The sequence below is a fragment of the Bradyrhizobium sp. R2.2-H genome (genome assembly GCF_004346455.1).
Lineage (GTDB): Bacteria > Pseudomonadota > Alphaproteobacteria > Rhizobiales > Xanthobacteraceae > Bradyrhizobium > Bradyrhizobium diversitatis.
Map to the genome: position 1 here is coordinate 374,046 of NZ_SMBR01000008.1, position 22,048 is coordinate 396,093.

Here is a 22,048-nt window from a genome sequence, read left to right on the forward strand (position 1 = left end):
TTCGCTCTTGCGGGAAATTCGGCGGCCATAAGCCGATGTAAGGGAGCGCTATCATGCCCACCATGCCTCAATTGCCGGTGCGTTCGTCGCGAGGAACTGGAGGGCCGACCGCGCTCGATGGTCTGCTGGTCGTCGATTTCACGCGCGTGGTCGCCGGCCCGGCCTGCACCCAGACGCTCGCCGATTATGGCGCCCACGTCATCAAGATCGAAAATCCCGACGGCGGCGACGACACGCGCGCCTATGAGCATGCCGAGATTGGCGGCGAAAGCGCTGCCTATCTCAGCCTGAACCGCAACAAGCGCGGCATTGCGCTCGACCTTGCCGTGCCGGAGGCCCGAGAGATCGCGCTGGATCTGATCCGCAAGGCAGATGTGGTCGTGGAGAACTTTTCGAGCGGAGTGATGAAGAAGTTCGGGCTCGACTATGAGTCGGTCGCGCCGCTCAACCCGCGGCTGGTCTATTGCTCGATCTCCGCCTATGGACGCACCGGCCCGTTTGCTTCGCGGCCCGGCTTCGATCCCATCACCCAGGCGGAAAGCGGCTTCATGTCGCTCAACGGATTTGCCGACGGCCCGGCGGTCCGTACCGGCCCGCCCATCGTCGACATGGCGACGGGGATGTCCGCCTGCAACGCTATCCTGATGGCGCTGCTGGCGCGGGACCGGCTCGGCCGCGGCCAGCATGTCGAAGTCGCCCTGTTCGACGTTGCGATGGGGATGACCGGCTTCTACGGCATGGCCTATCTTATCAACGGCGAAAACCCTGGCCGGTTCGGCAATTCGCCGAGCGGGTCTCCGACCGTCGGCGTCTATGAGGCCTCCGACGGGCCGCTCTACATGGCCTGCGCCAACGACCGGCTCTACCGCCGGCTCGTGGTGGAGGTCCTGAACCGACCCGATCTCATCACCGATCCGCAGTTTGCCACGCGCAGAGCGCGTTCGGAAAACAAGGAGCTGTTGCGGGCAGCCATTGCAGAGGTCTTTGCAGGCGATACGCTCGAGAACTGGATGGCGAAGATGAAGTTGGCCAATATTCCGGTCGGCTACCTCCGAACGGTCGAGGAGGGATTCAATGCGCCCGAGGCGCGGGAGCGCCATCGCTTGAACCGGATTCCGCACCCGACAGCGGAGTGGGTGCCAAACATCGAGCCACCGATTGCCATGGGCATGACCGGCGCGATCGATCCCGTTGCGGCACCTCTGTTGGGCCAGCATACGAAGCAGGTCCTGCATGATACGCTCGGTTACGACGAACGTCGCATCGCCCAATTTGCCGAGAAGGGCGCCTTTGGCTCGGCCAAGCCTCCGACGTCAGCTTGAGGACCTTGCCTCGGCTTGATTTAGCGAAGGTCTCGCCGCATAAATGTGTGAAAGCGAGGGACTCGAATGGCGCTCGGTCAGGAGCCGCGCATGACTCAGCCCACCGGACAGCAAGACGGCGGAGAAGTCTATGCGGCAATGATTGCGAAGACTCGGGCGCTCCTGCCGCGAGTACGCGAGCGCGCCGCGCGGACGGAGGAGCTGCGGCGTCTTCCGCCGGAGACCGAAAAGGATCTCCATGACGCCGGCCTGTTCCGGATGCTCCAGCCGGCCCGGATCGGCGGCGCCGAGCTCGACTATGTCGCCCTCGTCGATTGCGCCGAGCTGCTCGGGCACGCGGATGCGTCGGTAGCCTGGAATCTCGCCAATCTGGCGAGCCATCATTGGATGCTCGGCATGTTCGAGCAGAAGGCGCAGGATCTGGTCTGGGGCAGTGATCCGGACGCGCTAATCGCATCCTCGTTCATTTTTCCCGCCGGACGCGCTACGCGGGTCGCGGGTGGATACCGGCTGCACGGAAGCTGGCCGTTCTCCTCGGGGGTTGCCTCCTGTGAATGGAACATGCTGGCAAGCGTGGTCTACTCCGAGGACGAGGCGGACGGCATCGAGTATCGAATCTTCCTGCTGCCGAAGGGCGATTACACGGTGCTGGACACCTGGAATGTCGCAGGATTGCGCGGGACGGGATCTTGCGACGTCGAAGTCCGGGATGCTTTCGTGGCCGACTACATGACGGTCGCTGTCGGTGACCTCTCGGGTGGCCCGACACCGGGAAGCAAGGTCAATCCGAATCCGCTGTATGCGTTACCCGTGTTCTCGCTCTTCCCATACGTTCTCTCCGGCGTCGCGCTGGGGAATGCGCAGGCATGCCTCGACGATTACACAGAGGTCGCGCGTCATCGCATTTCGACCTACAATCGTGCCAAGCTGAGCGATTTTCAGAGCACGCAGATCAAGATCGCGGAGGCATCGGCGAAGATCGACGCCGCACGCCTGATCATGCGGTCGGCCTGCCTCGATGCCATGACGGACGCTCGGCGCGGCCATATCCCTGACATGGCGACCAAGACCAGATACCGGCGCGACGGATCTTTCTCGGTGAACTTGTGCACGGACTCGGTCTCGATGCTGTTTGCCGCGAGTGGCGCGCGCGGTCTGTTCATGAGCGGCATGTTGCAGCGGCAGTTCCGCGATGCGCACGCGATCAACTCGCATCTCGCGTTCAACTTCGATGCGGCCGGGACCAATTATGGACGGGTGGCGCTCGGCCTGCCGTCCGAGAATCTGACGCTGTGAGGCCGGCCGATGAATGATCTGCCGAAGCAGCCCCGCGCTCCCGATCCCGCCAACGAATTTGCGAGCGACAACTCGCAGATCGATCCCCGTGACTTTCGCAACGCGCTTGGAACCTATGCAACGGGGGTAACGATCATCACGGCGGCAGCGCCTGACGGCAAGCCCTACGGACTGACGTGCAATTCGTTCGCCTCGGTCTCTCTGAACCCGCCGCTGGTTCTGTGGAGCCTCGTCGTCTATTCCTCGAGCCTGACCATCTTTCAGAACGCCAGCCATTTCACCGTCAACGTCCTTGGCGCTTCGCAGCAGGCGCTTGCGAACAAATTCGCAAAATCGTCCGACGACAAGTTCGCGGGCGTGGACTGGACCCCCGGCCTCGGCAATGCGCCAGTGCTCACCGAGAGCGTCGCCAACTTTCAGTGCCGCTCCGTGAATCGCTACTATGGCGGCGACCACGTGATCTTTCTCGGTGCGGTAGAGGCCTACACCTACAATGCGAAGGAGCCGCTGCTCTTCGCACGGGGGGCGTTCGGCCGCTTCATGGCCGACGATGAACGCAAGAAGGCGCCGTAACGCGCTTCAGGTCGCCTAGACAGCCTGGTGTTTCGGCGCCGATAGCTTGTAGATTTCCAACGCGTCCGCGTCCGCACCTCGCGCGGCCTTCGCCAGCCTGAAAAGTTGCCCGGCAAGGGTGGCCATCGGCACTGGCGTCGACGTCGCCTGTGCGACATCGGCGATCGTATCGAGGTCCTTGAGCATCGTGGCGATGTGGCCGAGCGGCGGGCTGTGAATGCCCTGGACCATCCGCGGCACGAACAGCTGGAGGGGGATGGAATCCGCAAAGCCGCCGGCGAGCGCTTCGGGCAACCGGTTGGCATCAATTCCGGCGTTCACCGCAAGGCGCGTTGCTTCCGCGAGGACGGCCATCGCGCATCCGACGATCACCTGGTTACACAACTTCGTGGTCTGGCCGGCTCCGACCAGGCCCATGCGAGTGAACCTGCGCGCCATGGCCAGCACATAGGGCCGCACCCTCTCGATGTCGCCAGCTTCCCCGCCCGCCATGATGGCGAGCGTGCCTTCCTCGGCGCCCTTCGTGCCCCCGGACACGGGCGCATCGATCCAGCCCGCACCGTTCGCGTCTTTCAGTCGCGCTGCGAGATCGCGCGCAGCGTCGGGATGTATGGACGAGAAGTCAACGACAAGCTTGCCTGCGCCGGGTGCCGCTGCCAGACCTTCGGGCCCGAAGATCACCTCCTCGACCGCGGAAGCATCGGTCACGCACATGAAGATGATATCCGAGTTCACCAGGAGATCACGAGGCGTGACCGCGCGCTTGGCGCCGGCCTCGGCGAGCGGCGCCACCTTGCCTTCCGAGCGGTTCCAGACAGCGACCTGATAGCCGGCCTTGAGCAGGCGTCGGGTCATCGGCGCGCCCATGAGCCCAAGCCCGAGATAGCCGAGCCTCTCGGTGCCTTGCGGGTTTGCCTTGCTCTCATCAGCCATAGGTTGCCTCCTTCTGTCGCAATGCGACGGCCCCTTTACCATACATTGTGCATCCGACGGCAAAACCGCCCGGCTTGCATGGCTTGCCTGATTGTTTGAACCATGAAACATTTGAGGCGGTCGGGTTGGGGGCGCCTGTCGGCGCCGGAGCAGCGGAGTGGGTACGATGCGAACCGTTTCGAAATGGATCCTGGCTTTGGGGGCGGCAGCAGCCGTGAGCGCGGCGGCAAGCCCGTCATGGGGGCAGCAGACGATCCGCGTCGGCTGGACGATCCCGGCCGAGGAATCCAAGTACTGGATGATGCGCAGGCCGGCCGAGTTTCCCAGTATCGGCAAGACCTACAACATCGAATGGACCCAATTCCAGGGCACCGCCCCGATGACGCAGGCATTGGCGGCCGGCGCGCTGGACTGCGCGACGCAGGCGCCACTGTCGCTCTCCAATGGCGTGGTCGGCGGCAATCTCAAGGCCTATATCGTCGCGCAACACGTCTTCGAAAAGCCCGGCGGTTTCTCGGTCTATTGGGCCGTCAAGGATGACTCGCCCATCAAGACAATCGCCGATCTCAAGGGCAAAACGGTCGGCATTTCCGTGATCGGTGGCGGCACGCAAGGGCCATTCAACCTGCTCTTGAAGCAGAATGGCGTCGATCCGGCCAAGGACATCAAGCTGGTCGAGGTCGGCTTTGCAGTTTCCGAGGACGCGCTGCGTCAGGGCCGCGTCGATGCGGTCAACATGAACCAGCCGTTTGCCGCACGCGCGGAGGCCAAGGGCGGCACAAGGAAGCTGTTCTCGCTGTCCCAGGCCATGCCGAACATCGTGCACATCCTGGAAGCCTGCCGTGCCGATTTCGTCGACAAGAATCCGGAGCTAGTCAAAGCCTATGTCCGCGACATCACGTCGGGCATGAAGAAGGCGCTGGCGAACCGCGAAGAGACCCTGAAGGTTGTATCGGAAGTGCTGAAGGCGCCCGTTCCGGTGCTAGAGACCTATCTGCTCAAGGACAATGATTTCGGTCGGGATCCAGGCGCAGCACCAAACTTCCCCGCGATCCAGAAGATGCTGGATATCTATGCAGAGACAGGAATGCTGCCCAAGTTGGATGTCGCGCAGTTCAAGCATCCGACGATCGTCGCTCCGCTGGAATAGAAGCGGGTGAACGATCGTGCGCGAGACCACAGCGTTCCGGATCATCCGGGACGCTGAATGAAGAAGATGCACATATGAAGAAGTTGCGATCACGCGTCACCACAGACGGGCTCGACCGGGCCCCGCATCGTGCATTCATGCGCGCCATGGGGTTGGACGACGCTGCGATCGCCAAACCGATGGTCGGCATCGTCAGCATGAAGGGCGAGCAGACGCCCTGCAACATGACCCACGATTTCCAGGTCGCCGCGGCCAAGACAGGCATCGAGGAAGCCGGCGGCACACCGCGCGAATTCTCGACCGTGTCGGTCTCCGACGGCATCAGCATGAACCACGAGGGGATGAAGTTTTCCCTGTTCTCGCGGGAGCTGATCGCCGATTCGATCGAAGCCGTCGTGCATGGGCTGGCCTACGATGCGCTGATCGGATATGGCGGATGCGACAAGACGCTTCCCGGCGTGATGATGGGTATGGTTCGCTGCAACGTGCCGTCCATTTTCATCTATGGCGGCAGCTCGCTGCCGGGCCGCGTGGACGGTCGAACGTTGACGGTGCTGGACTCCTATGAGGCTGTCGGCAGCTTCATGACCGGGGAGATCGACGGCGCCACGCTCGAGCGGATTGAGCGCGCCTGCTTGCCGACGATCGGCGCGTGCGCCGGCCAGTTCACCGCGAATACCATGGGAATGGTGTCGGAGGCGATGGGCCTGACCATTCCAAACGTTTCGATGGTGCCCGGTGTCTACGCCGAGCGTGCGCAGATCTCGCGGCGTGCCGGACGGCTGATCATGGAGATGCTGGGGCGTGATGGACCGCTGCCGCGCGATATCGTGACGCGCAAATCCCTGGAGAACGGCGCGGCGATCGTGGCCGCGACGGGCGGCTCGACCAACGCCGCGTTGCACCTTCCTGCCATCGCGAACGAGGCCGGCATTGCATTCACGATCGACGATGTGGGCGAGGTATTTGCCAGGACGCCGCTGATCGGAAATCTGCGGCCAGGGGGCCAATACACGGCGAAAGATGTCTACGATATTGGCGGCGCGGCGGTGGTGATCCGCGAGCTGATCCAGAGCGGGCATATCGATGGCAGCTGCATCACCATCACGGGCCGAACGCTTGCCGAAGAATATGGTGCGGCTAACGCTCCCGATGGCGAGGTCGTTTACGCGTCTCATGCGCCTATCATGCCAGATGGAGGCGTTGCTGTTCTGAAGGGCAACCTCTGTCCGGACGGTGCGGTGATCAAGGTTGCCGGTTTGAAGAGCCAGTTCTTCGAGGGCGTCGCGCGTGTTTTCGAGGATGAGGAAGCCTGCGTCAAAGCGGTTCGCGACCGCAGCTACAAGGCGGGCGAGGTCCTCGTGATCCGCAACGAAGGGCCGGTCGGCGGCCCCGGCATGCGTGAGATGCTCGGCGTCACCGCGCTGATCTATGGACAGGGCATGGGCGAAAAAGTTGCCCTGATCACCGACGGGCGGTTCTCGGGGGCGACCCGCGGCATGTGCATCGGCTACGTGTCTCCCGAGGCGTTTGTTGGCGGTCCATTGGCGCTTGTTCGCGACGGCGACAGGATCCGGATTGATGCCGCAAATCGGCGGATGGACGTGCTGCTCGACGAACAGGAGTTCACCGCGCGTCGGCGCGATTGGAAGCAACGCCCGCCGCGTCACCGTGCAGGTGCGCTCGCAAAATATGCGCGGCTGGTCGGCCAAGCGCCGGGCGGAGCCGTTACGCATGAAGGCCCGGCGGAATGGCCGTGGTTCGAATGACGCACCGCACGTGTGCGAAGGCGACGGCCTGTCTGGCAGGTTTCTTGCTAAGCTTGTGCTGCTGAATGTTCGCGCGAGTGAGACGAGATACGGGATGACGGTAGTGGCTGCGAGATCGAGCGAATGGATGAGACCGGTGACATCACAAGAGCCGGCTTCCGCAATCATCGAGATCGATCGCGTCTCGCAGGTCTTTCAGACCTCGGCGCGCAACGATCACTTGGCGCTGTCGGACATCTCCCTGACGATCGAGGAGGGCGCCTTCGTCTCAATTCTCGGTCCGTCCGGCTGCGGCAAGTCGACACTGCTCTATATCGTCGGCGGCTTTGTCAGCCCGACCAGCGGCATGGCGAAGATCAAGGGACATGCGATTACCGGGCCCGGTCCGGATCGCGGACCGGTGTTCCAGGAATTTGCCTTGTTTCCCTGGAAGACCGTGCTGGGCAATGTGATGTATGGCCCACGCCAGCAAGGTGTGCGCACCGCCGAGGCCGAAGCGCAGAGCCGGGCCTTGATCGAGATGGTCGGCCTCAAGGGCTACGAGAACTTCTATCCGAAAGAGCTTTCTGGCGGCATGAAGCAGCGCGTCGCGCTGGCACGAACGCTCGCCTATCATCCCGAAGTTCTGCTGATGGACGAGCCGTTCGGTGCGCTCGACGCGCACACCCGGACGCGCCTGCAGAACGATCTTCTGACCATCTGGGAGCGCGACCGCAAGACGGTGCTGTTCGTCACTCATTCGGTCGATGAGGCCGTCTTCCTCTCGGACAAGGTCGTCATGATGTCGAAATCACCCGGGCGAATCCGGCAAGTCATCGACATTGATCTGCCGCGGCCGCGCCGCCGCAACGAGTTGTTGCTCGACCCGCGCTATCAGAAGTACGTCGTCGATATCGAGCGCATGTTCGATGAGAGCGACGAAGCCGGGTCTGTCTCATGATGACACCAGCTGCGTTGATCAAGAGGGCTGCTCCGGTGCTGGCCTGCATCGGATTGCTCGCGGTGTGGCAGGTCGCGTCAGTCGCGCTGAAGAACGACAGCTTCCCGACGGCAATCGAAGCGATCCGGGCAATTCCTGACATTCTCGGCGACAAGGAATCCCTGATCAACATCCTCGCTTCGCTTCGCCGCATGGCGATCGGGTTCGGTGTGGCCGTGCTGGTTTCGATTCCACTGGGCCTGTTGATGGGACGCAGCCGGAGCATCGCGGCTTTCTTCAATCCGCTCCTGATGGTGATCCATCCGGTGCCGAAGGCCGCCTTGATGCCGATTATCATGCTCTGGCTGGGCGTTGGCGATGTCACCAAGACACTGGTGATCTTTCTGGGCGTCAGCCTTCCCGTGATCTACCACAGCTTCGAGGGTGCCAAAGCGGTCGAGGAGAAGATGCTGTGGTCAGGTGCCGCGATGGGGCTTTCGCCCGCGCAACGCCTAGTGCGGATCGTGCTGCCCGCGGCGCTACCGGAAATCCTGACCGGATGCCGCACGGGATTGGTGCTGGCGCTGATCACGATGATCACCAGTGAGATGATCGCCCGTCAATCTGGCGCCGGCAACATCCTGTTCAATGCGCTCGACATGGGCCAATACGATACCGTCTTTGCGATGATCATCATCGTAGGGGCGATGGGAATTTGCCTCGACGCGATTTTCGAAAGGGTTCGTGCCAGACTTGTGCGTTGGTCCGAGCCGCAGTTCGACATGCCGCTGAGCTTCTCATGATGTCGCGCCTTCTCTCCCCGAACGTCCTTCTTGGAATTGTGCCGATCGTGCTGGTGATCGCGGTATGGCAGGGCCTGGTGTCATTCGGCTTTGCGCCCGCGGTCTTGCTGCCGCCGCCGGGGTTCGTCTTCGGCCGGCTGCTTCAGCAGCTCGTGACGTTCGCGTTTCAGCAGGAGATCGCGGCAACGCTGATCCGGCTGTTTGCGGGGTTCGCGATTGCGGTCGTGCTTGGCGTGAGCATCGGTATCGCGGCTGCCGCCAACCCCGCGATCAACGCCGTGGTCCGTCCCATCGTCCGCGTATTGGCGCCGTTGCCCAAGGTTGCCCTCTATCCGGCGCTCCTGCTCCTGCTCGGGTTCGGCCACGGATCGAAGATCACGTTGGTCGCCGCGGACGCCTTGTTTCCCATTCTGCTCTCCACCTATTACGGTGCATCGACCGTCGAGCAGAAGCTGATCTGGTCGGCCATGGCGGCCGGAACGCCGCGCTATGAAATCCTCTTCAAAGTGGTGCTGCCGGCCGCGATGCCGTCGATCCTGACGGGATGCCGGATCGGCCTTGTCATTTCCTGCATCGTGGTGTTTCTGGCCGAGATGATCACGTCGACGGACGGATTGGGGCATGCGCTCGTGACGGCGGCCCGAACCTTCCAGGCCGTCGATATGTTCGTGCCCCTGATCACGATCTCGCTGCTGGGGCTGATCCTGAACGGCCTGCTGGGAGCGCTGCGGTCGTACTTGCTCCGGGGCTTCCCTGGAGCGTAACAACAAGAACTCTGAAGACCGGGAGAGAACCATGCTGGCCGATCGCATCGAAGCAAAATGGATTGACGCATTCTGCGAGATATTCGAGCGATGCGCCGTCAAGGCCGGCGATACTGCGGCAATCCTCTCGGAAACCCAGTCGCGTGCGTTGAACGTGCATCTGGCGGAGCTTGCCCTGCTGCGGATGGGAGCGCGGCCGTTTCATGTGGTAATGCCGACGCCGCGTAACCGGAATATCGTTCCGGTTCGTTCGACCGGAGCGAGCGAGGCGATCCAGCGCCTTGGACCGGTGATCAGCGCGCTGCAGCAGGCCGGTTTCGTGGTGGATTGCACCATCGAGGGCCTTATGCACGCGGTGGAGACGCCTGAGATCCTCAAAGCCGGCGCGCGGATCCTGGTGATCTCCAACGAGCATCCCGAAGCGCTGGAACGGATGGTGCCGGATCCCGCGCTCGAGAAGCGTGTTCGCGCCGCGGCGAAGATGCTACGCGGGACCAAGCGGATGCGGGTGACGTCGAAGGCCGGAACGGCGCTCGACATCGACATGGTCGGTGCCTCCACGGTCGGTGTGTGGGGCTGGACCGACAAACCCGGAACGCTGGCGCATTGGCCAGGCGGCATTGTCGTCAGTTTCCCCAAGAGCGGCACCATCAACGGCACGCTGGTGATGGCGCCCGGCGACATCAATCTCACTTTCAAGCGCTACCTGACGTCTCCTGTGAAGATGACGTTGAAGGACGACTATGTCGTCGAGCTGGACGGAGAAGGCACGGATGCTGCGATGATGCGTGCCTATCTCGCCGCCTGGGGCGATCGCGAAGCCTACGCCGTGTCGCATGTCGGCTTCGGCATGAATCCGGGCGCGCGTTATGAGGCGCTGTCGATGTACGACCAGCGCGACACCAACGGCACCGAGATTCGGGCCGTCTCCGGCAATTTCCTGTTCTCGACCGGAGCGAATGAATTCGCAGGGCGCTACACGGCAGGGCATTTCGACCTGCCGATGATGGGAACGACGATCGAGCTCGACGGCGTTGCGGTGGTCCGGGAGGGCGTACTCCAGGACGTCTTCGGCTAGTTGCGGTCGAGCACCGGGGGGCGCGCCAGTCCGAAATGCCGGAGCAGATCGACCATGGCCTGGAGCCGCTTCGCACGATAGGCGTCGACGTCGAGCCCGGAATAATCGAGAAAACCTGCGCCCGTGCGCAGGCCGATCCGGCCTTCATGCATGTTGCGTGAAATGACGTCCGGCGCCCGATAGCGCTCGCTGCCGAGCGCGCCTTCCAGATACCTGCTCGCGTAGTACAGGATGTCGCCGCCGCCCCAGTCGATGAATTCGAGCAACCCGAGCACGGCGTAGCGGAAGCCGAAGCCGTAGCGGATCGCCTTGTCGATCTCTTCGGCGCTGGCAACACCTTCTTCGACCATGCGAGCGGCCTCGTTCATCGCCAGCGCCTGGATGCGCGGGACGATGAAGCCAGGCGTTGCCGCACAGACCACGGGCACCTTGCCGATGCCTTCGAGCAGTGCCTTGACTTCCTCGATGATGGTGGGGTCGGTGGCCTTGCCGGGGGAAACTTCGACCAGCGGGATCAGGTAGGCCGGATTGAGCCAATGCACGTTGAGAAAGCGACGAGGGTTCACGATTGCGCCGGAGAGATCGTCGACGAGAATGGTCGATGTCGTCGATGCGATGATCGTGTCCGGGCCGACTTGCCTTGAGGCGGCCCCCAGCACCTCCCGCTTGAGCTCGACGACCTCGGGAACGCCCTCGAACACCATGCCAGCCTCAGAGAGAGATGGACCGCTCTCGCCGGCCGCGACCACCGAGACCCGTGCGATGAGCGGTTCGACGTCTGCTTCGCTCAGCAGCCCCAGTTTCGACAGGCTGGCAAAGGTCTTCCTGACCTCGCCGAGCGCGTCCGCTTCCAGCTTGGTGAAATCCTCCGCGGAGCGCGCCTTGATGTCGATCATCGTGACCCTGTGGCCCGCATAGGCGAACGCGACGGCGATGCCGCGTCCCATGCGCCCAGCGCCGAGGCAGGCGATATTGACGTGATTGGTCATCGATCAGAATCCGTTGCGAAGCAGCGTCTGCAATTCAGCCTTCCTGAGATTGCCGAGCCCCAGCGTCTCGAGCGTCCGGCCACCTTGCGCAAAATCCTCGCCGCAGACCGCGCCACCTATCGACAGGAACGCTTTGGCGAGCGGCGTGGCCACACCAGCCAGATCGGCGACGGACACCAGCAGAGACAGCCCGAGCCGCAGATCCTCCCGCATGTAGCGGTGTTCGGTCAGCACGATCCGTTCGCGCCAGTCGCCGGAATCGGTCAGCCGGTCGTGCGAGCCGCGGCCGTACATCCAGATCTCGCCTTCTCTCGCGTAATGATGAGCGAGCGGGAAATGCGGTGCGCCGTAGCCGAGCGCCTCCCGCACCGCGATCCGCTCGGCATCGAGCGCGTTGGTGACCCGCCGGATCGCGGCTTGCGTGCCTTCCTTGTGAATGTCCCAACGTTCGAAATGTTCGATCGGGCCGGCGTTCATCACGATCAGTGGCGGATGGATGATGGGTCCTGCATTCATCAGCGCGCCGGACAGCGCATCCCCGCACGGCTCGATCACGCCCGGGAAGGCACGTCCGATGACATCGAGTGCGTGAGGCGCCTGGTCGAACGGGAACACACCGACTGGCAATCGCTTGGCGCGGATGGTGATCGCGACCTCGAATGGTCCGTGCTTGCGGGTCAGCCACGGCAGCGTGCCGGTCTCAGCAAAGCTTGCCTTGGCGTGGTTGCCGGCATCCCGCGCTGCCTGGGCGAAGATCATCGAGCCGAATGTCGCCGGCGGCAGAAACACGACGTGGCCGTCTCGCAGATGCGGGGCGAGCAGGTGGGCGATATCCGGCTGTGCGAAGGCAGGGGCGGGGCACAGGATCAGCTCCGTGCCGTTGACGGCTTCGGCGATGTCGGTCGTGACCAGCGCGAGCTTCACGTCGTGGCGGCCGTTGTGATCCTTGACCAGGATGCGCGCGCCCGCGGTACGATGTGCCGCGACCTGATCGGCATCGCGGCGCCAAAGCCGCACCTCTTGTCCCGACAGTGCAAAATCGCCCGCGGCCGCGAAAGAGCCGTTCCCCCCACCCAGAACCGCAATCTTCAAGATGCTTCTCCTTGCGCGCGCGACTGCGTATCAAGCTGCTTCAGCAGGAAATGCTGGACCTTGCCGAGCGCCGTCCGCGGCAGATCGGTGACGAAGACGATCTCGCGCGGAACCTTGTAGCGCGCGAGTTGTGCCTGAAGATGCGTCCTCAATTCGTCGGCCTCGAGCCGGCAACCGGATCTCGCAATGACATAGGCGATCGGCACCTCGTCCCAGCGCGGATCGGGCCGGCCGATCACGGCGCATTCGCTGACATCAGGATGTTCGAGCAGGACGCGCTCGACCTCGGCCGGGTAGACGTTTTCTCCGCCTGAAATGATCATGTTCTTCTTGCGGTCGCGAACCCAGAAATGGCCGTCAGCATCGCACAGGCCGATATCGCCGGTGCGATACCAGCCGTCATGCAAGGCATCGCGCGTTGCGGCCTCGTTGCCCCAATATTCAAAGAACACGTTGGGCCCGCGCACCGCGATCTCGCCCGGTGTGCCCGCCGGCATCTCATTGCCAGCCTGATCGATCACTTTGGCTTCACAGCACAGGCCGGCAAGGCCGGTCGATCCCACGCGCGAAAGATCGCCGCCGAGCCTCGTGTAGATTGCGATCGGGCAGGTCTCGGTCGAGCCGTAGACCTGAAGCACCGGGACATCGCGCGCGACAAAACGCTCGATCAGGTGTGGAGGCACGATGGTCGAGCCTGTTGCGACGGCCTTGAGCGACGAAAGGTCGGCGGTCGCCCAGGCGGGATGCTCGCTCACCGCCTGGATGATCGCTGGCACCAGCACCGTGAGCGTCGGCCGCTCCTGTTCGATGGCTGCAAGCGCGGTATCCGGCGTAAAGCGCGCATGGATCGTGACCGTCGCGCCCAGTTGGAGCGCCGGCGTGGTCTGGATGTTGAGGCCGCCGACGTGGAAGAACGGCAGCACGGTCAGCACGTGGTCGTCGGACGTCATGTTGTGCATGTGCTGGCTCATGACGCCGTTCCAGAACAGCGCCTCCTGGCGCAGTACCGCGCCTTTCGGGCGCCCGGTCGTCCCCGACGTGTAGACGATCAGCAGCGGACACGAGAGATCGGTGTGCGGGTTTCGGCTGGTGCCGTCGCTCCTGGTTAGCAGGCCTTCGAATGTTGTGCCGCCGGGCGGTGCGAAGTCGAGGCCGACGACGGCAGTCCCCGGTGCGGACTGCGCGAGCGTGGAAAGAAGTCCCTCAAAAGCCTGCTCCAGCACGAGAACCTTGGCGCCGGCATCGCTGAGAATGAACAGCTGCTCGGCGACAGCCAGCCGCCAGTTCAGTGGCACCAGGATAGCCCCGAGCCGCGCGCACGCGTAGAGCAGCACCAGATAATCGGGCCGGTTCAGGCTCAGAATCGCGACGCGGTCGCCGCGGCCGACGCTAAGCTCCTGCTTCAAGGCGGTTGCGGTCCGTTCGATGCGCGCGGCGAATGCCGCATAGCTCAGCCGCTTCCCTTCGAAGGAAATAGCCGTCTTGTCTGGAGCGAACGCCGCGTTGCGGTCTATCAGGCTACAGAGGTCCACCGTCAGTCGTCCGTTTCACCGGCCTCGTACAGCGCTTCGCGCCCGATCCGGTCGAGGCAGAGCTCGGCGGTCCAGGGCAGCATCAGCGAGCCGCAGCGGCTGTCGCGATAGATCCGCTCGAGCGGCAGCGACCTGAGCATGGCCTGACCGCCGCAGGTGCGGATCGCGAGCGCCGCAAGTTCGTTGGCGCCCTCCATCACCGAATATTGCGCGGCATAGGCCCGCAGCACCTGCTCCTTGCTCGGATTGGCGCAGGCTTCGGTGACGGCCTGGAACCAGATCCCCTTGATCTGCTCCAGCTTGATCTGCATCTGCGCGACCGCGATCTGCTTGGTCGGGTACATCCGCCGCTTGACCGGCGGCATGCCCGGCACCTCGCCGCGAAGGTAGCGCACGGTGAAGTCATAGGCGGCTTGTGCGAGGCCCATATAGGTCGGCGACAGCGTCAAGAACATGTGCGGCCAGCGCTGAGCTGCCTGGAAATAGACGCCGCGTGGCATCAGAGCAGAATCCTCCGGCACGAAAACGTCCTTGAACAGAAGCGTCCGCGAGACCGTGCCCCGCATGCCGAGCGGGTCCCAGTCGCCGACGACCGAGACGCCTTGCGACTTTGCGGGGATGGCGAGGTAAAGCGTGTTGCGGCGCGAGGCCTTCTCGCCTTCTTCGATCTCGGTGCAAAGCACGCCGTAATAGTCGGCGTAGCCGGAGAGCGAGGCAAAGATCTTCTTGCCGTTGACGATCCAGCCCCCTGCAACCGGCTTCGCTTCCGTGCCAAACGCGACACCGCCGGCCGCCGCCGCGCCACCTTCAGAGAAGGGTTGCGAGTAGATCGCACCGTCCTCGACGATGCGCTTGTAGTGGACCGCGCGCCGCCGGTCATGCTCCGCGCGCGTCTCTGCATCCATGTCGAGATCGTCGGCCAGCGGGCCCGACCATAGTGTCGAGCAGACATGCATGTTCCAGGTCAGCGCGGTTGCGCCGCAATAGCGGCCGATCTCGGCGGCGGCCAAGGCATAGGTCTGGTAGTTCGCGCCAAGTCCGCCGTGCTTCTTGGGGACTGCGATGCCGAGCAGCCCGACGCGATGCAGGTCGCGATAGTTTTCGGTCGGGAAGATCGCTTCGCGATCATAGGTCGCGGCGCGACCGGCAAAGACGCTCTGCCCGATCTCGCGGGCGCGCGCAATGATGCCGGCTTGCTCCTCGCTCAGGCGGAAAGCAACAGGATCGAAGATCGGCGCATCCAGCGCAACCTTGTCGGTCGCGCCAATGGTCTTGCTGACTTGCATGGTCATCGCGCAGTTACCTTAGGCTTTGGTCGCGAGAGAGTTCAGAAACCTGCCGAGAGCTTCGTCAAAGGCGGCAGGGCGTTCGAGATTGGCGAGATGGCCTACGCCGGCGAGCTCGACATATGCAGCCCCAGGGATATAGGTCGCGGTCTTTGCCATCATCGGGGCGGGCGCATTGTTGTCCTTGGAGCCGGACAGCAGCAGCGTGGGGACGGAGATATCCCCAAGCGTGCTGCGCTGATCGAAGCCGATGAGAGCCAGCATCATGGCGCGATAGCTTGCCTCAGGCACGCTTCCCATGCATTCGCGCGCCAGCTCCATCCCGTTCGGATCGGGATCATCGCCGACGAGCTCCCTCACCAGCGTTGGCGCCAGCGACTTCATGGTCTCCCCACGATCGAGCGGCCCGAGCCGTGCCGCGATGAATGATCTCTGCCAATCGCCGTCGGCCTTCCCGAAGGCAGGGCTGGTCTGCGCCAGCACGACCGCTCGTGCCAGTCTGGGGGACTGCACCAGCCATTTCTGGACGATCATGCCGCCGATGGAATGGCCGACCAGAATAGGCTTGACCGCACCAAGCTGTTCGATGAATTGCTGAAGCGCATCGGCCAAGGCAGCGATGCTGACGCTGGCGAGCGGCGCCGATCCGCCATAGCCCGGCATGTCCCATGCCATCGTGTGAAAGCGGTCGCCGAACGTGGCAAGCTGCTGCCGCCAGCTTCGCGCCGCGCCGCCAATGCCATGCAGGAAAATCAGGGATATCGCGCCCGGATCGCCCGCGGCTTCATAGGCGAAGCGTCCGTCCTTTGTTATCATTGGCGCAGGCTGCGACACGCGACATCCTTTTGCTTGGCCCGTTGATGCTAACAGGCCTGTAGGGGATGGGAAGAGATAATTTTATACTTAAAGCAATTTCCGGGCCGCTTCTGTGCGGCGGTATTCGGGAGGCCAGCGCCGGTTTCGTTGCAAAAATTTGAAGGTTAAAATATATCGGAAGAACGATCACGAGATCCGAGGGAGACAGCGCATGTCCGGATTGCCGCACTCGCCGCACGCACTGGTGACCGGCGGCGGTCGCGGCATCGGCCGCGCGATCGCTGCTTCTCTCGTCGACGCTGGCGCGACCGTAACCGTGCTTGGCCGGAACGCGGCGGTTCTCGAAGAGGTAGTCAATGCGGGTGCGGCGCACTTTGCGGCCGTCGCTGATGTCTCGAACGAAGCGTCCCTGAAAGCCGCCATTGCCGGAGCGAGTGCTCGCAAGTCGATCGACATCCTGATTGCCAATGCAGGCAGCGCCGAATCGGCGCCGTTCGCGAAATCGGATGCCGCCCTTTTTGCGCGCATGATGGACGTCAATTTCATGGGCGTCGTGCATGCCGTCCAGGCCGTGCTGCCGGGCATGAAGGACCGCCCCTATGGCCGTATCGTCGCTGTCGCGTCCACGGCCGGGCTCAAGGGCTATGCCTATGTCAGCGCGTATGCTGCTGCAAAGCACGCCGTAGTCGGTCTCGTGCGTTCGCTCGCCCTCGAGATGGCTGGAAGCAATGTGACCGTGAATGCGGTGTGTCCCGGCTTCACCGACACCGATCTCGTCGCAAGCAGTATCGAGAACATCATGAAGAAGACGGGGCGGACGCGCGAGCAAGCCATTGCAGAACTCGCGAAACACAACCCGCAAGGACGCCTGATCACGCCGCAGGAAGTGGCAGACGCGGTTCTCTGGCTGTGCGGTGAAGGCGCGAGCGCAATCACCGGGCAGGCGATTGCCGTGGCCGGGGGCGAGGTCTAGCGTGCCAGGTGCAGTCGCGGAACAAGGAAGCCAAGGAGATCGCATGAGCAGACCCGCCAATCCCGTCACCGTGCCGCTTGCAGACTACTCGCCGCAACACTTTATGCTGGCTGTAGTCGATGGCGTCGCGACGGTCACGCTCAACCGCCCCGAACGAAAGAATCCGCTGACGTTCGAAAGCTATCGGGAGCTGACCGATTTCTTCCGTGCCTGCGCCTTCGACGATGCGGTCAAATCCATCGTCGTCAGCGGTGCCGGCGGCAATTTCTCGTCGGGCGGCGACGTGTTCGAGATCATCGGCCCGCTCGTGAAGATGGACACGAAGGGGTTGACCGCCTTCACTCGGATGACCGGCGACCTCGTCAAGGCGATGCGGGCGTGCCCGCAGCCGATCGTGGCCGCGGTCGAAGGCATCTGTGCCGGGGCCGGGGCGATCATCGCCATGGCATCTGACATGCGCCTTGCGGCGAGCGGGGCCAAGGTGGCGTTCCTGTTCAACAAGGTGGGGCTGGCCGGCTGCGACATGGGTGCCTGCGCAATCCTGCCGCGGATCATCGGGCAGTCGCGCGCCTCCGAGCTGCTCTACACCGGCCGGTTCATGACCGCGGAAGAGGGCGAGCGCTGGGGCTTCTTCAGCCGCATCGTCACGCCGGAGCAGGTGCTGCCCCAGGCGCAAATTCTGGCGAAGCAGATCGCGGAAGGGCCGACCTTCGCCAACACCATGACCAAGCGGATGCTGGCCATGGAATGGGCGATGTCGGTGGAGGAGGCGATCGAGGCAGAGGCCGTTGCCCAAGCGTTGTGCATGACCACGGCGGATTTTGAGCGCGCCTTCGAGGCTTTCGCCAACAAGGTCAAGCCGGTATTCAGGGGCGACTAGACCGATCGCCTTGACGGCGTCCATGCCAGCAACGGGGGCTTGCGCGGAATTATTTTAGGCTTAAAATAGTTTCATGGCCGGGTGAATTGGCGAGGCTCCCATGAAAGTCGCGATCATCGGTGGCGGACCTGCGGGTCTCTATGCTGCGATCCTGCTCAAGAAGCAGCGCCCGGCCGCCGACATCACGGTGTACGAGCGCAATCGGGCTGACGACACTTTCGGATTCGGTGTGGTGTTCTCCGACGCCACGCTGGACAATTTCGAGAAGCACGATCTTCCGAGTTACCGCCGTATCACCCAGGAATTTGCCTATTGGGACGATATCGCCGTGCACTTTCGCGGCACGGTGCATCGCGTCGGCGGCAACGGCTTCTGCGGCTGCTCACGACGCAAGCTCCTTTTGATCCTTCAGGAGCGCGCTCGCGAGCTTGGCGTCGTCTTGCATTTCGAGGTGGACGTCGACGACGAGTCCCGCTTCGCCGATGCCGATCTCATTCTCATCGCCGACGGCATCAACAGTCGCTTCCGCGAGAAATACGTCGACCATTTCCAGCCGGAGGTCGACATCCGCTCCAACAAATTCGCCTGGATGGGATCGACCAGGCCGCTCGATGCCTTCACCTTCATCTTCCAGGAGACCGAGTGGGGGCCGTTCATCGCCCATGCCTATCAGTATGAGGCCGGGCATTCGACCTGGATATTCGAGACCGATCCGGAGACGTTCGAGCGGGCGGGACTGACAGGGCTGGACGAAGCTCAGTCCGCCGCGCGGATGGCAGACATCTTCGGCTGGTTCCTCGGCGAGCATCGATTGCTGACCAACCGCTCGATGTGGCGCAACTTCCCCATGATCCGCAGCAAGCGCTGGGTCAAGGACAACATGGTCCTGCTCGGCGACGCCAAGGCGAGCGCGCATTTCTCGATCGGCTCGGGCACCAAGCTCGCGATGGAAGACGCGATCGCGCTGGCCGAGGCGATGGAGAAGGCGCCCAGCATCGAGGCGGCGCTGGAAGTCTATGAGCACGGCCGCCGCGAGGAGGTCGAGAAGACGCAGCATGCCGCCGACGTCTCGCTGGTCTGGTTCGAGCATGTCGACCGCTTCTGGGATTTTGACCCGGTGCAGTTCGCCTTCGGCGTCATGACGCGCTCGAAGGCGATCACCTATGACAATCTGAAACTCCGCGCGCCGGATTTCGTGGCGGAGGTCGAGAAGTCGTTTGCCAGGCAGGTTCGCAGCAGCGGCTTCGATGTCGATACCGATCGACCGATAGTGCCGCTGTTCCAACCGTTCCGTCTGCGTGAGATGAAGCTCGCCAATCGTGCGGTGATGTCGCCGATGTGCATGTATTCGGCGAAGGAGGGTGTGCCGACAGACTTCCACCTGGTTCATTACGGCTCGCGCGCGATTGGCGGTGCCGGACTGATCTTTACCGAGATGACCTGCGTTAGCCGCGATGCCCGGATCACGCCCGGCTGCGCCGGCCTGTGGAACGACGAGCAGGAAGCCGCATGGCGGCGCATTGTTGATTTCGTCCACGGCAACTCGGCCGCAAGAATCTGCCTTCAGTTGGGGCACGCCGGTCGCAAGGGCGCAACCAAGCTGATGTGGGACGGTATGGACCGGCCTCTGGACGAGGGCGGCTGGGAAACCGTTTCCGCATCGCCGCTGCCCTATTTCCCCGATAGTCAGATGCCCCGCGAACTCGATCGCTCCGGCATGAACGCGGTGAGGGACGCTTTCGTTGCGGCGGCCGAGCGCGGCGAGCGCTGCGGCTTCGACATGCTCGAATTGCACTGCGCCCACGGCTATCTGCTTGCCAGCTTCATCTCGCCGCTGACCAATACCCGCACGGACGAATATGGCGGCTCGCTCGCCAACCGGCTGCGTTTTCCGCTCGAGGTCTTCGGGGCGCTACGCGCAGTGTGGCCGTCGCACAAGCCGATGTCGGTGCGCATCTCCGCAACCGATTGGGCTGACGGCGGCATCACCGGCGATGATGCCGTCGCCATCGCGCGCGCCTTTGCCGAGGCGGGCGTCGATCTCGTCGACGTCTCGACCGGCCAGACGGTGCGCGATGCGCAGCCGGTCTACGGGCGCATGTTCCAGACGCCGTTCTCCGATCAGGTCCGTAACGAGGCGCGGGTGGCCACCATGTGCGTCGGCAACATCACCACGGCGGACCAGGCCAATACCATTTTGGCCGCTGGCCGCGCGGATCTCGTCGCGCTCGGCCGTCCGCATCTCGTCGATCCCTTCTTCGCCATGAGGGCGGCGGCCTGGTACGGTGCCGACGACGCATTCTGCCCGCCGCAATATCTGCCAGGAAAAGATCAGATTTTCCGCAACAGCGTGCGCGACCGGCAGGATCTGGAGGAGCTGAGAATTAAGGCTAAGCCCAAGACCCGGGCCGAGCTCAAGGCGGAGGCGACAAAGCCGCTTGCGGCGGAGTGACCGACCGTGCGACGTTAACCCCCGTTGCCTGTGTTTCGAGTGGAGTTAGGCGATGAAGGCGATTATCGTCGGTGGCGGTATCGGTGGTCTCACCACGGCGTTGATGTTCCGCTCACGGGGCCTGGATTGCGAGATCTTCGAGCAGGCCGACACCATCCGCGAACTCGGCGTCGGCATCAACACGCTGCCGCATGCAATGCGCGAGTTGGCCGGGCTCGGTCTGTTGCAGAGGCTCGACGACGTCGCGATCCGCACCGATCAACTCTATTACCTCAACCGCCACGGCCAGGAGGTCTGGCGCGAAGCCCGCGGCATCGACGCCGGCCACGACGTGCCGCAATTCTCGATCCACCGCGGCCGCCTTCAGGGCGTCATCCACCGCGCGGTCGAGGAGCGGCTTGGGGCTGATGCCATCCACACCGGTTGCCGGCTCGGCGCGTTCACGCAGGACGAGGGCGGCGTCACCGCTTACTTCTTCGATCGCGCAGGCGCCCATGTTCACACCGCGCGCGGCGATATCCTGATCGGCGCCGACGGCATCCATTCGCGCGTCCGCGAGACGCTGTTCCCGAACGAGGGGCCGCCGTGCTGGAATGGCCTGATGCTGTGGCGCGGCGCCCGCGACTGGCCGCTGTTCCTGACCGGCAAATCCATGATCGTGGCCGGCGGTCTCAATGCCAAGGTCGTGATCTACCCGATCGCGGAAGGATCGAGCCCGGCAAGCCGCCTCACCAATTGGGCGGTACTGGTGAAGGTCGGCGAGGGCAATGCCCCGCCACCGCGCAAGGAGGACTGGTCGCGGCCGGGCCGGCGCGAAGAGCTGATGCCGCATGTCGCACGTTTCTCGGTGCCCTATATCGACGTGAAGAGCCTGATCTCCGCGACGCCCGAATTCTACGAGTATCCGACCTGCGACCGCGATCCCTTGCCCTATTGGTCGTCCGGGCGCGTCACGCTGCTCGGCGATGCCGCGCATCCCATGTATCCGGTCGGCTCGAACGGCGCCTCGCAGGCGATCCTCGACGCGCGCTGCCTTGCGGATGCGCTGGTGCGTGCCGAGCATCCGCGCCAGGCGTTGCTCGAATACGAGAAGAAGCGCCTGCCGATGACGGCCGAGATCGTCCGCTCCAACCGGCGCGGTGGTCCTGAAGGCGTCATCGACGCCGTCGAGCAGCTCGCGCCTGACGGGTTCGACAATGTCGACAACGTCCTGAGCTATTCCCAGCGCGAGGCGATCGTGCGTGGCTACGCCACCAAGGCCGGCTTTGCCGCCGTCCCGGGACTTGCGGCGGTACGCGCCTAAGACACGCTGCTAGAGCGGTTCATGAATTTATTGAATCGGAAGGGATTCCGGATCTGGGGCGAATATGATTCAAGATGCTGGCTGGGCTGGAGGCCAGCATCCGATGGTGCGACCCATT

The 22,048-nt window shown here is 63.5% G+C and carries 19 protein-coding genes; 13 read left to right on the forward strand and 6 right to left on the reverse strand.

From position 1 onward, the window contains the following. Positions 1 to 53 precede the first annotated feature (53 nt). From EDE08_RS22615 to EDE08_RS22625, 3 genes are all read left to right on the forward strand, one after another. On the forward strand, positions 54 to 1,322 hold the full coding sequence (locus EDE08_RS22615; protein WP_131870985.1) for a CaiB/BaiF CoA transferase family protein: 1,269 nt from the start codon (positions 54 to 56) through the stop codon (positions 1,320 to 1,322). 66 nt (positions 1,323 to 1,388) lie between these two features. Then, complete coding sequence (locus EDE08_RS22620; RefSeq protein WP_131870986.1) at positions 1,389 to 2,618, forward strand: acyl-CoA dehydrogenase family protein; 1,230 nt, start codon at positions 1,389 to 1,391, stop codon at positions 2,616 to 2,618. A 9-nt stretch (positions 2,619 to 2,627) separates the two neighbouring features. Then, a complete protein-coding gene (locus EDE08_RS22625; protein ID WP_131870987.1) occupies positions 2,628 to 3,191 on the forward strand; it encodes a flavin reductase family protein in 564 nt (187 codons plus the stop codon). Between the two features lie 15 nt (positions 3,192 to 3,206). On the opposite strand, the gene EDE08_RS22630 is transcribed toward EDE08_RS22625, so the two are convergent. Further along, positions 3,207 to 4,124 carry an NAD(P)-dependent oxidoreductase gene (locus EDE08_RS22630; protein ID WP_165936102.1) on the reverse strand — a complete coding sequence of 306 codons (918 nt, stop codon included), beginning with the start codon at positions 4,122 to 4,124 and terminating at the stop codon, positions 3,207 to 3,209. 166 nt (positions 4,125 to 4,290) lie between these two features. On the opposite strand from EDE08_RS22630, the gene EDE08_RS22635 reads away from it, so the two are divergent. The 6 genes from EDE08_RS22635 to EDE08_RS22660 all read left to right on the forward strand — a co-directional run bounded on the left by EDE08_RS22635 (position 4,291) and on the right by EDE08_RS22660 (position 10,607). Then, entirely contained in the window at positions 4,291 to 5,274 is a 984-nt protein-coding gene (locus EDE08_RS22635; RefSeq protein ID WP_131870988.1) for an ABC transporter substrate-binding protein, read from the forward strand. A 74-nt stretch (positions 5,275 to 5,348) separates the two neighbouring features. Further along, positions 5,349 to 7,043 (forward strand): dihydroxy-acid dehydratase, encoded by a 1,695-nt coding sequence (gene ilvD, locus EDE08_RS22640; RefSeq protein WP_131870989.1) that lies wholly within the window; start codon positions 5,349 to 5,351, stop codon positions 7,041 to 7,043. A 94-nt stretch (positions 7,044 to 7,137) separates the two neighbouring features. Then, positions 7,138 to 7,983, forward strand: a complete 846-nt coding sequence (locus tag EDE08_RS22645; protein ID WP_131870990.1) for an ABC transporter ATP-binding protein — start codon at positions 7,138 to 7,140, stop codon at positions 7,981 to 7,983. Continuing rightward, entirely contained in the window at positions 7,980 to 8,765 is a 786-nt protein-coding gene (locus EDE08_RS22650; RefSeq protein WP_131870991.1) for an ABC transporter permease, read from the forward strand. Before EDE08_RS22645 ends, EDE08_RS22650 begins: the two co-directional genes overlap by 4 nt. Then, positions 8,762 to 9,529 carry an ABC transporter permease gene (locus tag EDE08_RS22655; RefSeq protein WP_131870992.1) on the forward strand — a complete coding sequence of 256 codons (768 nt, stop codon included), beginning with the start codon at positions 8,762 to 8,764 and terminating at the stop codon, positions 9,527 to 9,529. Before EDE08_RS22650 ends, EDE08_RS22655 begins: the two co-directional genes overlap by 4 nt. 31 nt (positions 9,530 to 9,560) lie before the next feature. Then, the gene (locus EDE08_RS22660; RefSeq protein WP_131870993.1) at positions 9,561 to 10,607 is read left to right on the forward strand and encodes a 2,5-dihydroxypyridine 5,6-dioxygenase NicX family protein; all 1,047 of its coding nucleotides are present in this window, start codon (positions 9,561 to 9,563) and stop codon (positions 10,605 to 10,607) included. On the opposite strand, the gene EDE08_RS22665 is transcribed toward EDE08_RS22660, so the two are convergent. From EDE08_RS22665 to EDE08_RS22685, 5 genes are read right to left on the reverse strand one after another with little or no spacing between them, the layout of a single operon-like run. Next, complete coding sequence (locus tag EDE08_RS22665; protein WP_131870994.1) at positions 10,604 to 11,596, reverse strand: 3-hydroxybutyryl-CoA dehydrogenase; 993 nt, start codon at positions 11,594 to 11,596, stop codon at positions 10,604 to 10,606. The two genes, EDE08_RS22660 and EDE08_RS22665, sit on opposite strands and share 4 nt — an antisense overlap. A 3-nt stretch (positions 11,597 to 11,599) precedes the next feature. Beyond that, the gene (locus tag EDE08_RS22670; RefSeq protein ID WP_131870995.1) at positions 11,600 to 12,688 is read right to left on the reverse strand and encodes an NAD/NADP-dependent octopine/nopaline dehydrogenase family protein; all 1,089 of its coding nucleotides are present in this window, start codon (positions 12,686 to 12,688) and stop codon (positions 11,600 to 11,602) included. Next, positions 12,685 to 14,220 (reverse strand): class I adenylate-forming enzyme family protein, encoded by a 1,536-nt coding sequence (locus EDE08_RS22675; protein WP_131870996.1) that lies wholly within the window; start codon positions 14,218 to 14,220, stop codon positions 12,685 to 12,687. Before EDE08_RS22675 ends, EDE08_RS22670 begins: the two co-directional genes overlap by 4 nt. Positions 14,221 to 14,222: 2 nt before the next feature. Beyond that, positions 14,223 to 15,512 (reverse strand): acyl-CoA dehydrogenase family protein, encoded by a 1,290-nt coding sequence (locus EDE08_RS22680; protein ID WP_131870997.1) that lies wholly within the window; start codon positions 15,510 to 15,512, stop codon positions 14,223 to 14,225. Between the two features lie 12 nt (positions 15,513 to 15,524). Next, positions 15,525 to 16,322, reverse strand: a complete 798-nt coding sequence (locus tag EDE08_RS22685) for an alpha/beta fold hydrolase (protein WP_245524858.1) — start codon at positions 16,320 to 16,322, stop codon at positions 15,525 to 15,527. A gap of 211 nt (positions 16,323 to 16,533) precedes the next feature. On the opposite strand from EDE08_RS22685, the gene EDE08_RS22690 reads away from it, so the two are divergent. The 4 genes from EDE08_RS22690 (at position 16,534) to EDE08_RS22705 (ending at position 21,930) form a co-directional block, all read left to right on the forward strand. After that, on the forward strand, positions 16,534 to 17,295 hold the full coding sequence (locus EDE08_RS22690; RefSeq protein ID WP_131870999.1) for an SDR family NAD(P)-dependent oxidoreductase: 762 nt from the start codon (positions 16,534 to 16,536) through the stop codon (positions 17,293 to 17,295). A 43-nt stretch (positions 17,296 to 17,338) separates the two neighbouring features. After that, positions 17,339 to 18,175: an enoyl-CoA hydratase family protein gene (locus EDE08_RS22695; RefSeq protein ID WP_131871000.1), complete on the forward strand. Its 837-nt coding sequence runs from the start codon at positions 17,339 to 17,341 to the stop codon at positions 18,173 to 18,175. A 100-nt stretch (positions 18,176 to 18,275) separates the two neighbouring features. Next, the gene (locus tag EDE08_RS22700; protein ID WP_131871001.1) at positions 18,276 to 20,627 is read left to right on the forward strand and encodes a bifunctional salicylyl-CoA 5-hydroxylase/oxidoreductase; all 2,352 of its coding nucleotides are present in this window, start codon (positions 18,276 to 18,278) and stop codon (positions 20,625 to 20,627) included. A 52-nt stretch (positions 20,628 to 20,679) separates the two neighbouring features. After that, the gene (locus EDE08_RS22705) at positions 20,680 to 21,930 is read left to right on the forward strand and encodes a flavin-dependent oxidoreductase (protein WP_131871002.1); all 1,251 of its coding nucleotides are present in this window, start codon (positions 20,680 to 20,682) and stop codon (positions 21,928 to 21,930) included. The last annotated feature ends 118 nt before the right edge of the window (positions 21,931 to 22,048 follow it).

Coding starts and splice junctions, on each gene's coding strand:
- EDE08_RS22615 (WP_131870985.1), top strand. CDS start 54: ATGCCCACCATGCCTCAATTGCCGGTGCGTTCGTCGCGAGGAACTGGA.
- EDE08_RS22620 (WP_131870986.1), top strand. CDS start 1,389: ATGGCGCTCGGTCAGGAGCCGCGCATGACTCAGCCCACCGGACAGCAA.
- EDE08_RS22625 (WP_131870987.1), top strand. CDS start 2,628: ATGAATGATCTGCCGAAGCAGCCCCGCGCTCCCGATCCCGCCAACGAA.
- EDE08_RS22630 (WP_165936102.1), bottom strand. CDS start 4,124: ATGGCTGATGAGAGCAAGGCAAACCCGCAAGGCACCGAGAGGCTCGGC.
- EDE08_RS22635 (WP_131870988.1), top strand. CDS start 4,291: ATGCGAACCGTTTCGAAATGGATCCTGGCTTTGGGGGCGGCAGCAGCC.
- ilvD (WP_131870989.1), top strand. CDS start 5,349: ATGAAGAAGTTGCGATCACGCGTCACCACAGACGGGCTCGACCGGGCC.
- EDE08_RS22645 (WP_131870990.1), top strand. CDS start 7,138: ATGACGGTAGTGGCTGCGAGATCGAGCGAATGGATGAGACCGGTGACA.
- EDE08_RS22650 (WP_131870991.1), top strand. CDS start 7,980: ATGATGACACCAGCTGCGTTGATCAAGAGGGCTGCTCCGGTGCTGGCC.
- EDE08_RS22655 (WP_131870992.1), top strand. CDS start 8,762: ATGATGTCGCGCCTTCTCTCCCCGAACGTCCTTCTTGGAATTGTGCCG.
- EDE08_RS22660 (WP_131870993.1), top strand. CDS start 9,561: ATGCTGGCCGATCGCATCGAAGCAAAATGGATTGACGCATTCTGCGAG.
- EDE08_RS22665 (WP_131870994.1), bottom strand. CDS start 11,596: ATGACCAATCACGTCAATATCGCCTGCCTCGGCGCTGGGCGCATGGGA.
- EDE08_RS22680 (WP_131870997.1), bottom strand. CDS start 15,512: ATGACCATGCAAGTCAGCAAGACCATTGGCGCGACCGACAAGGTTGCG.
- EDE08_RS22685 (WP_245524858.1), bottom strand. CDS start 16,322: ATGATAACAAAGGACGGACGCTTCGCCTATGAAGCCGCGGGCGATCCG.
- EDE08_RS22690 (WP_131870999.1), top strand. CDS start 16,534: ATGTCCGGATTGCCGCACTCGCCGCACGCACTGGTGACCGGCGGCGGT.
- EDE08_RS22695 (WP_131871000.1), top strand. CDS start 17,339: ATGAGCAGACCCGCCAATCCCGTCACCGTGCCGCTTGCAGACTACTCG.
- EDE08_RS22700 (WP_131871001.1), top strand. CDS start 18,276: ATGAAAGTCGCGATCATCGGTGGCGGACCTGCGGGTCTCTATGCTGCG.
- EDE08_RS22705 (WP_131871002.1), top strand. CDS start 20,680: ATGAAGGCGATTATCGTCGGTGGCGGTATCGGTGGTCTCACCACGGCG.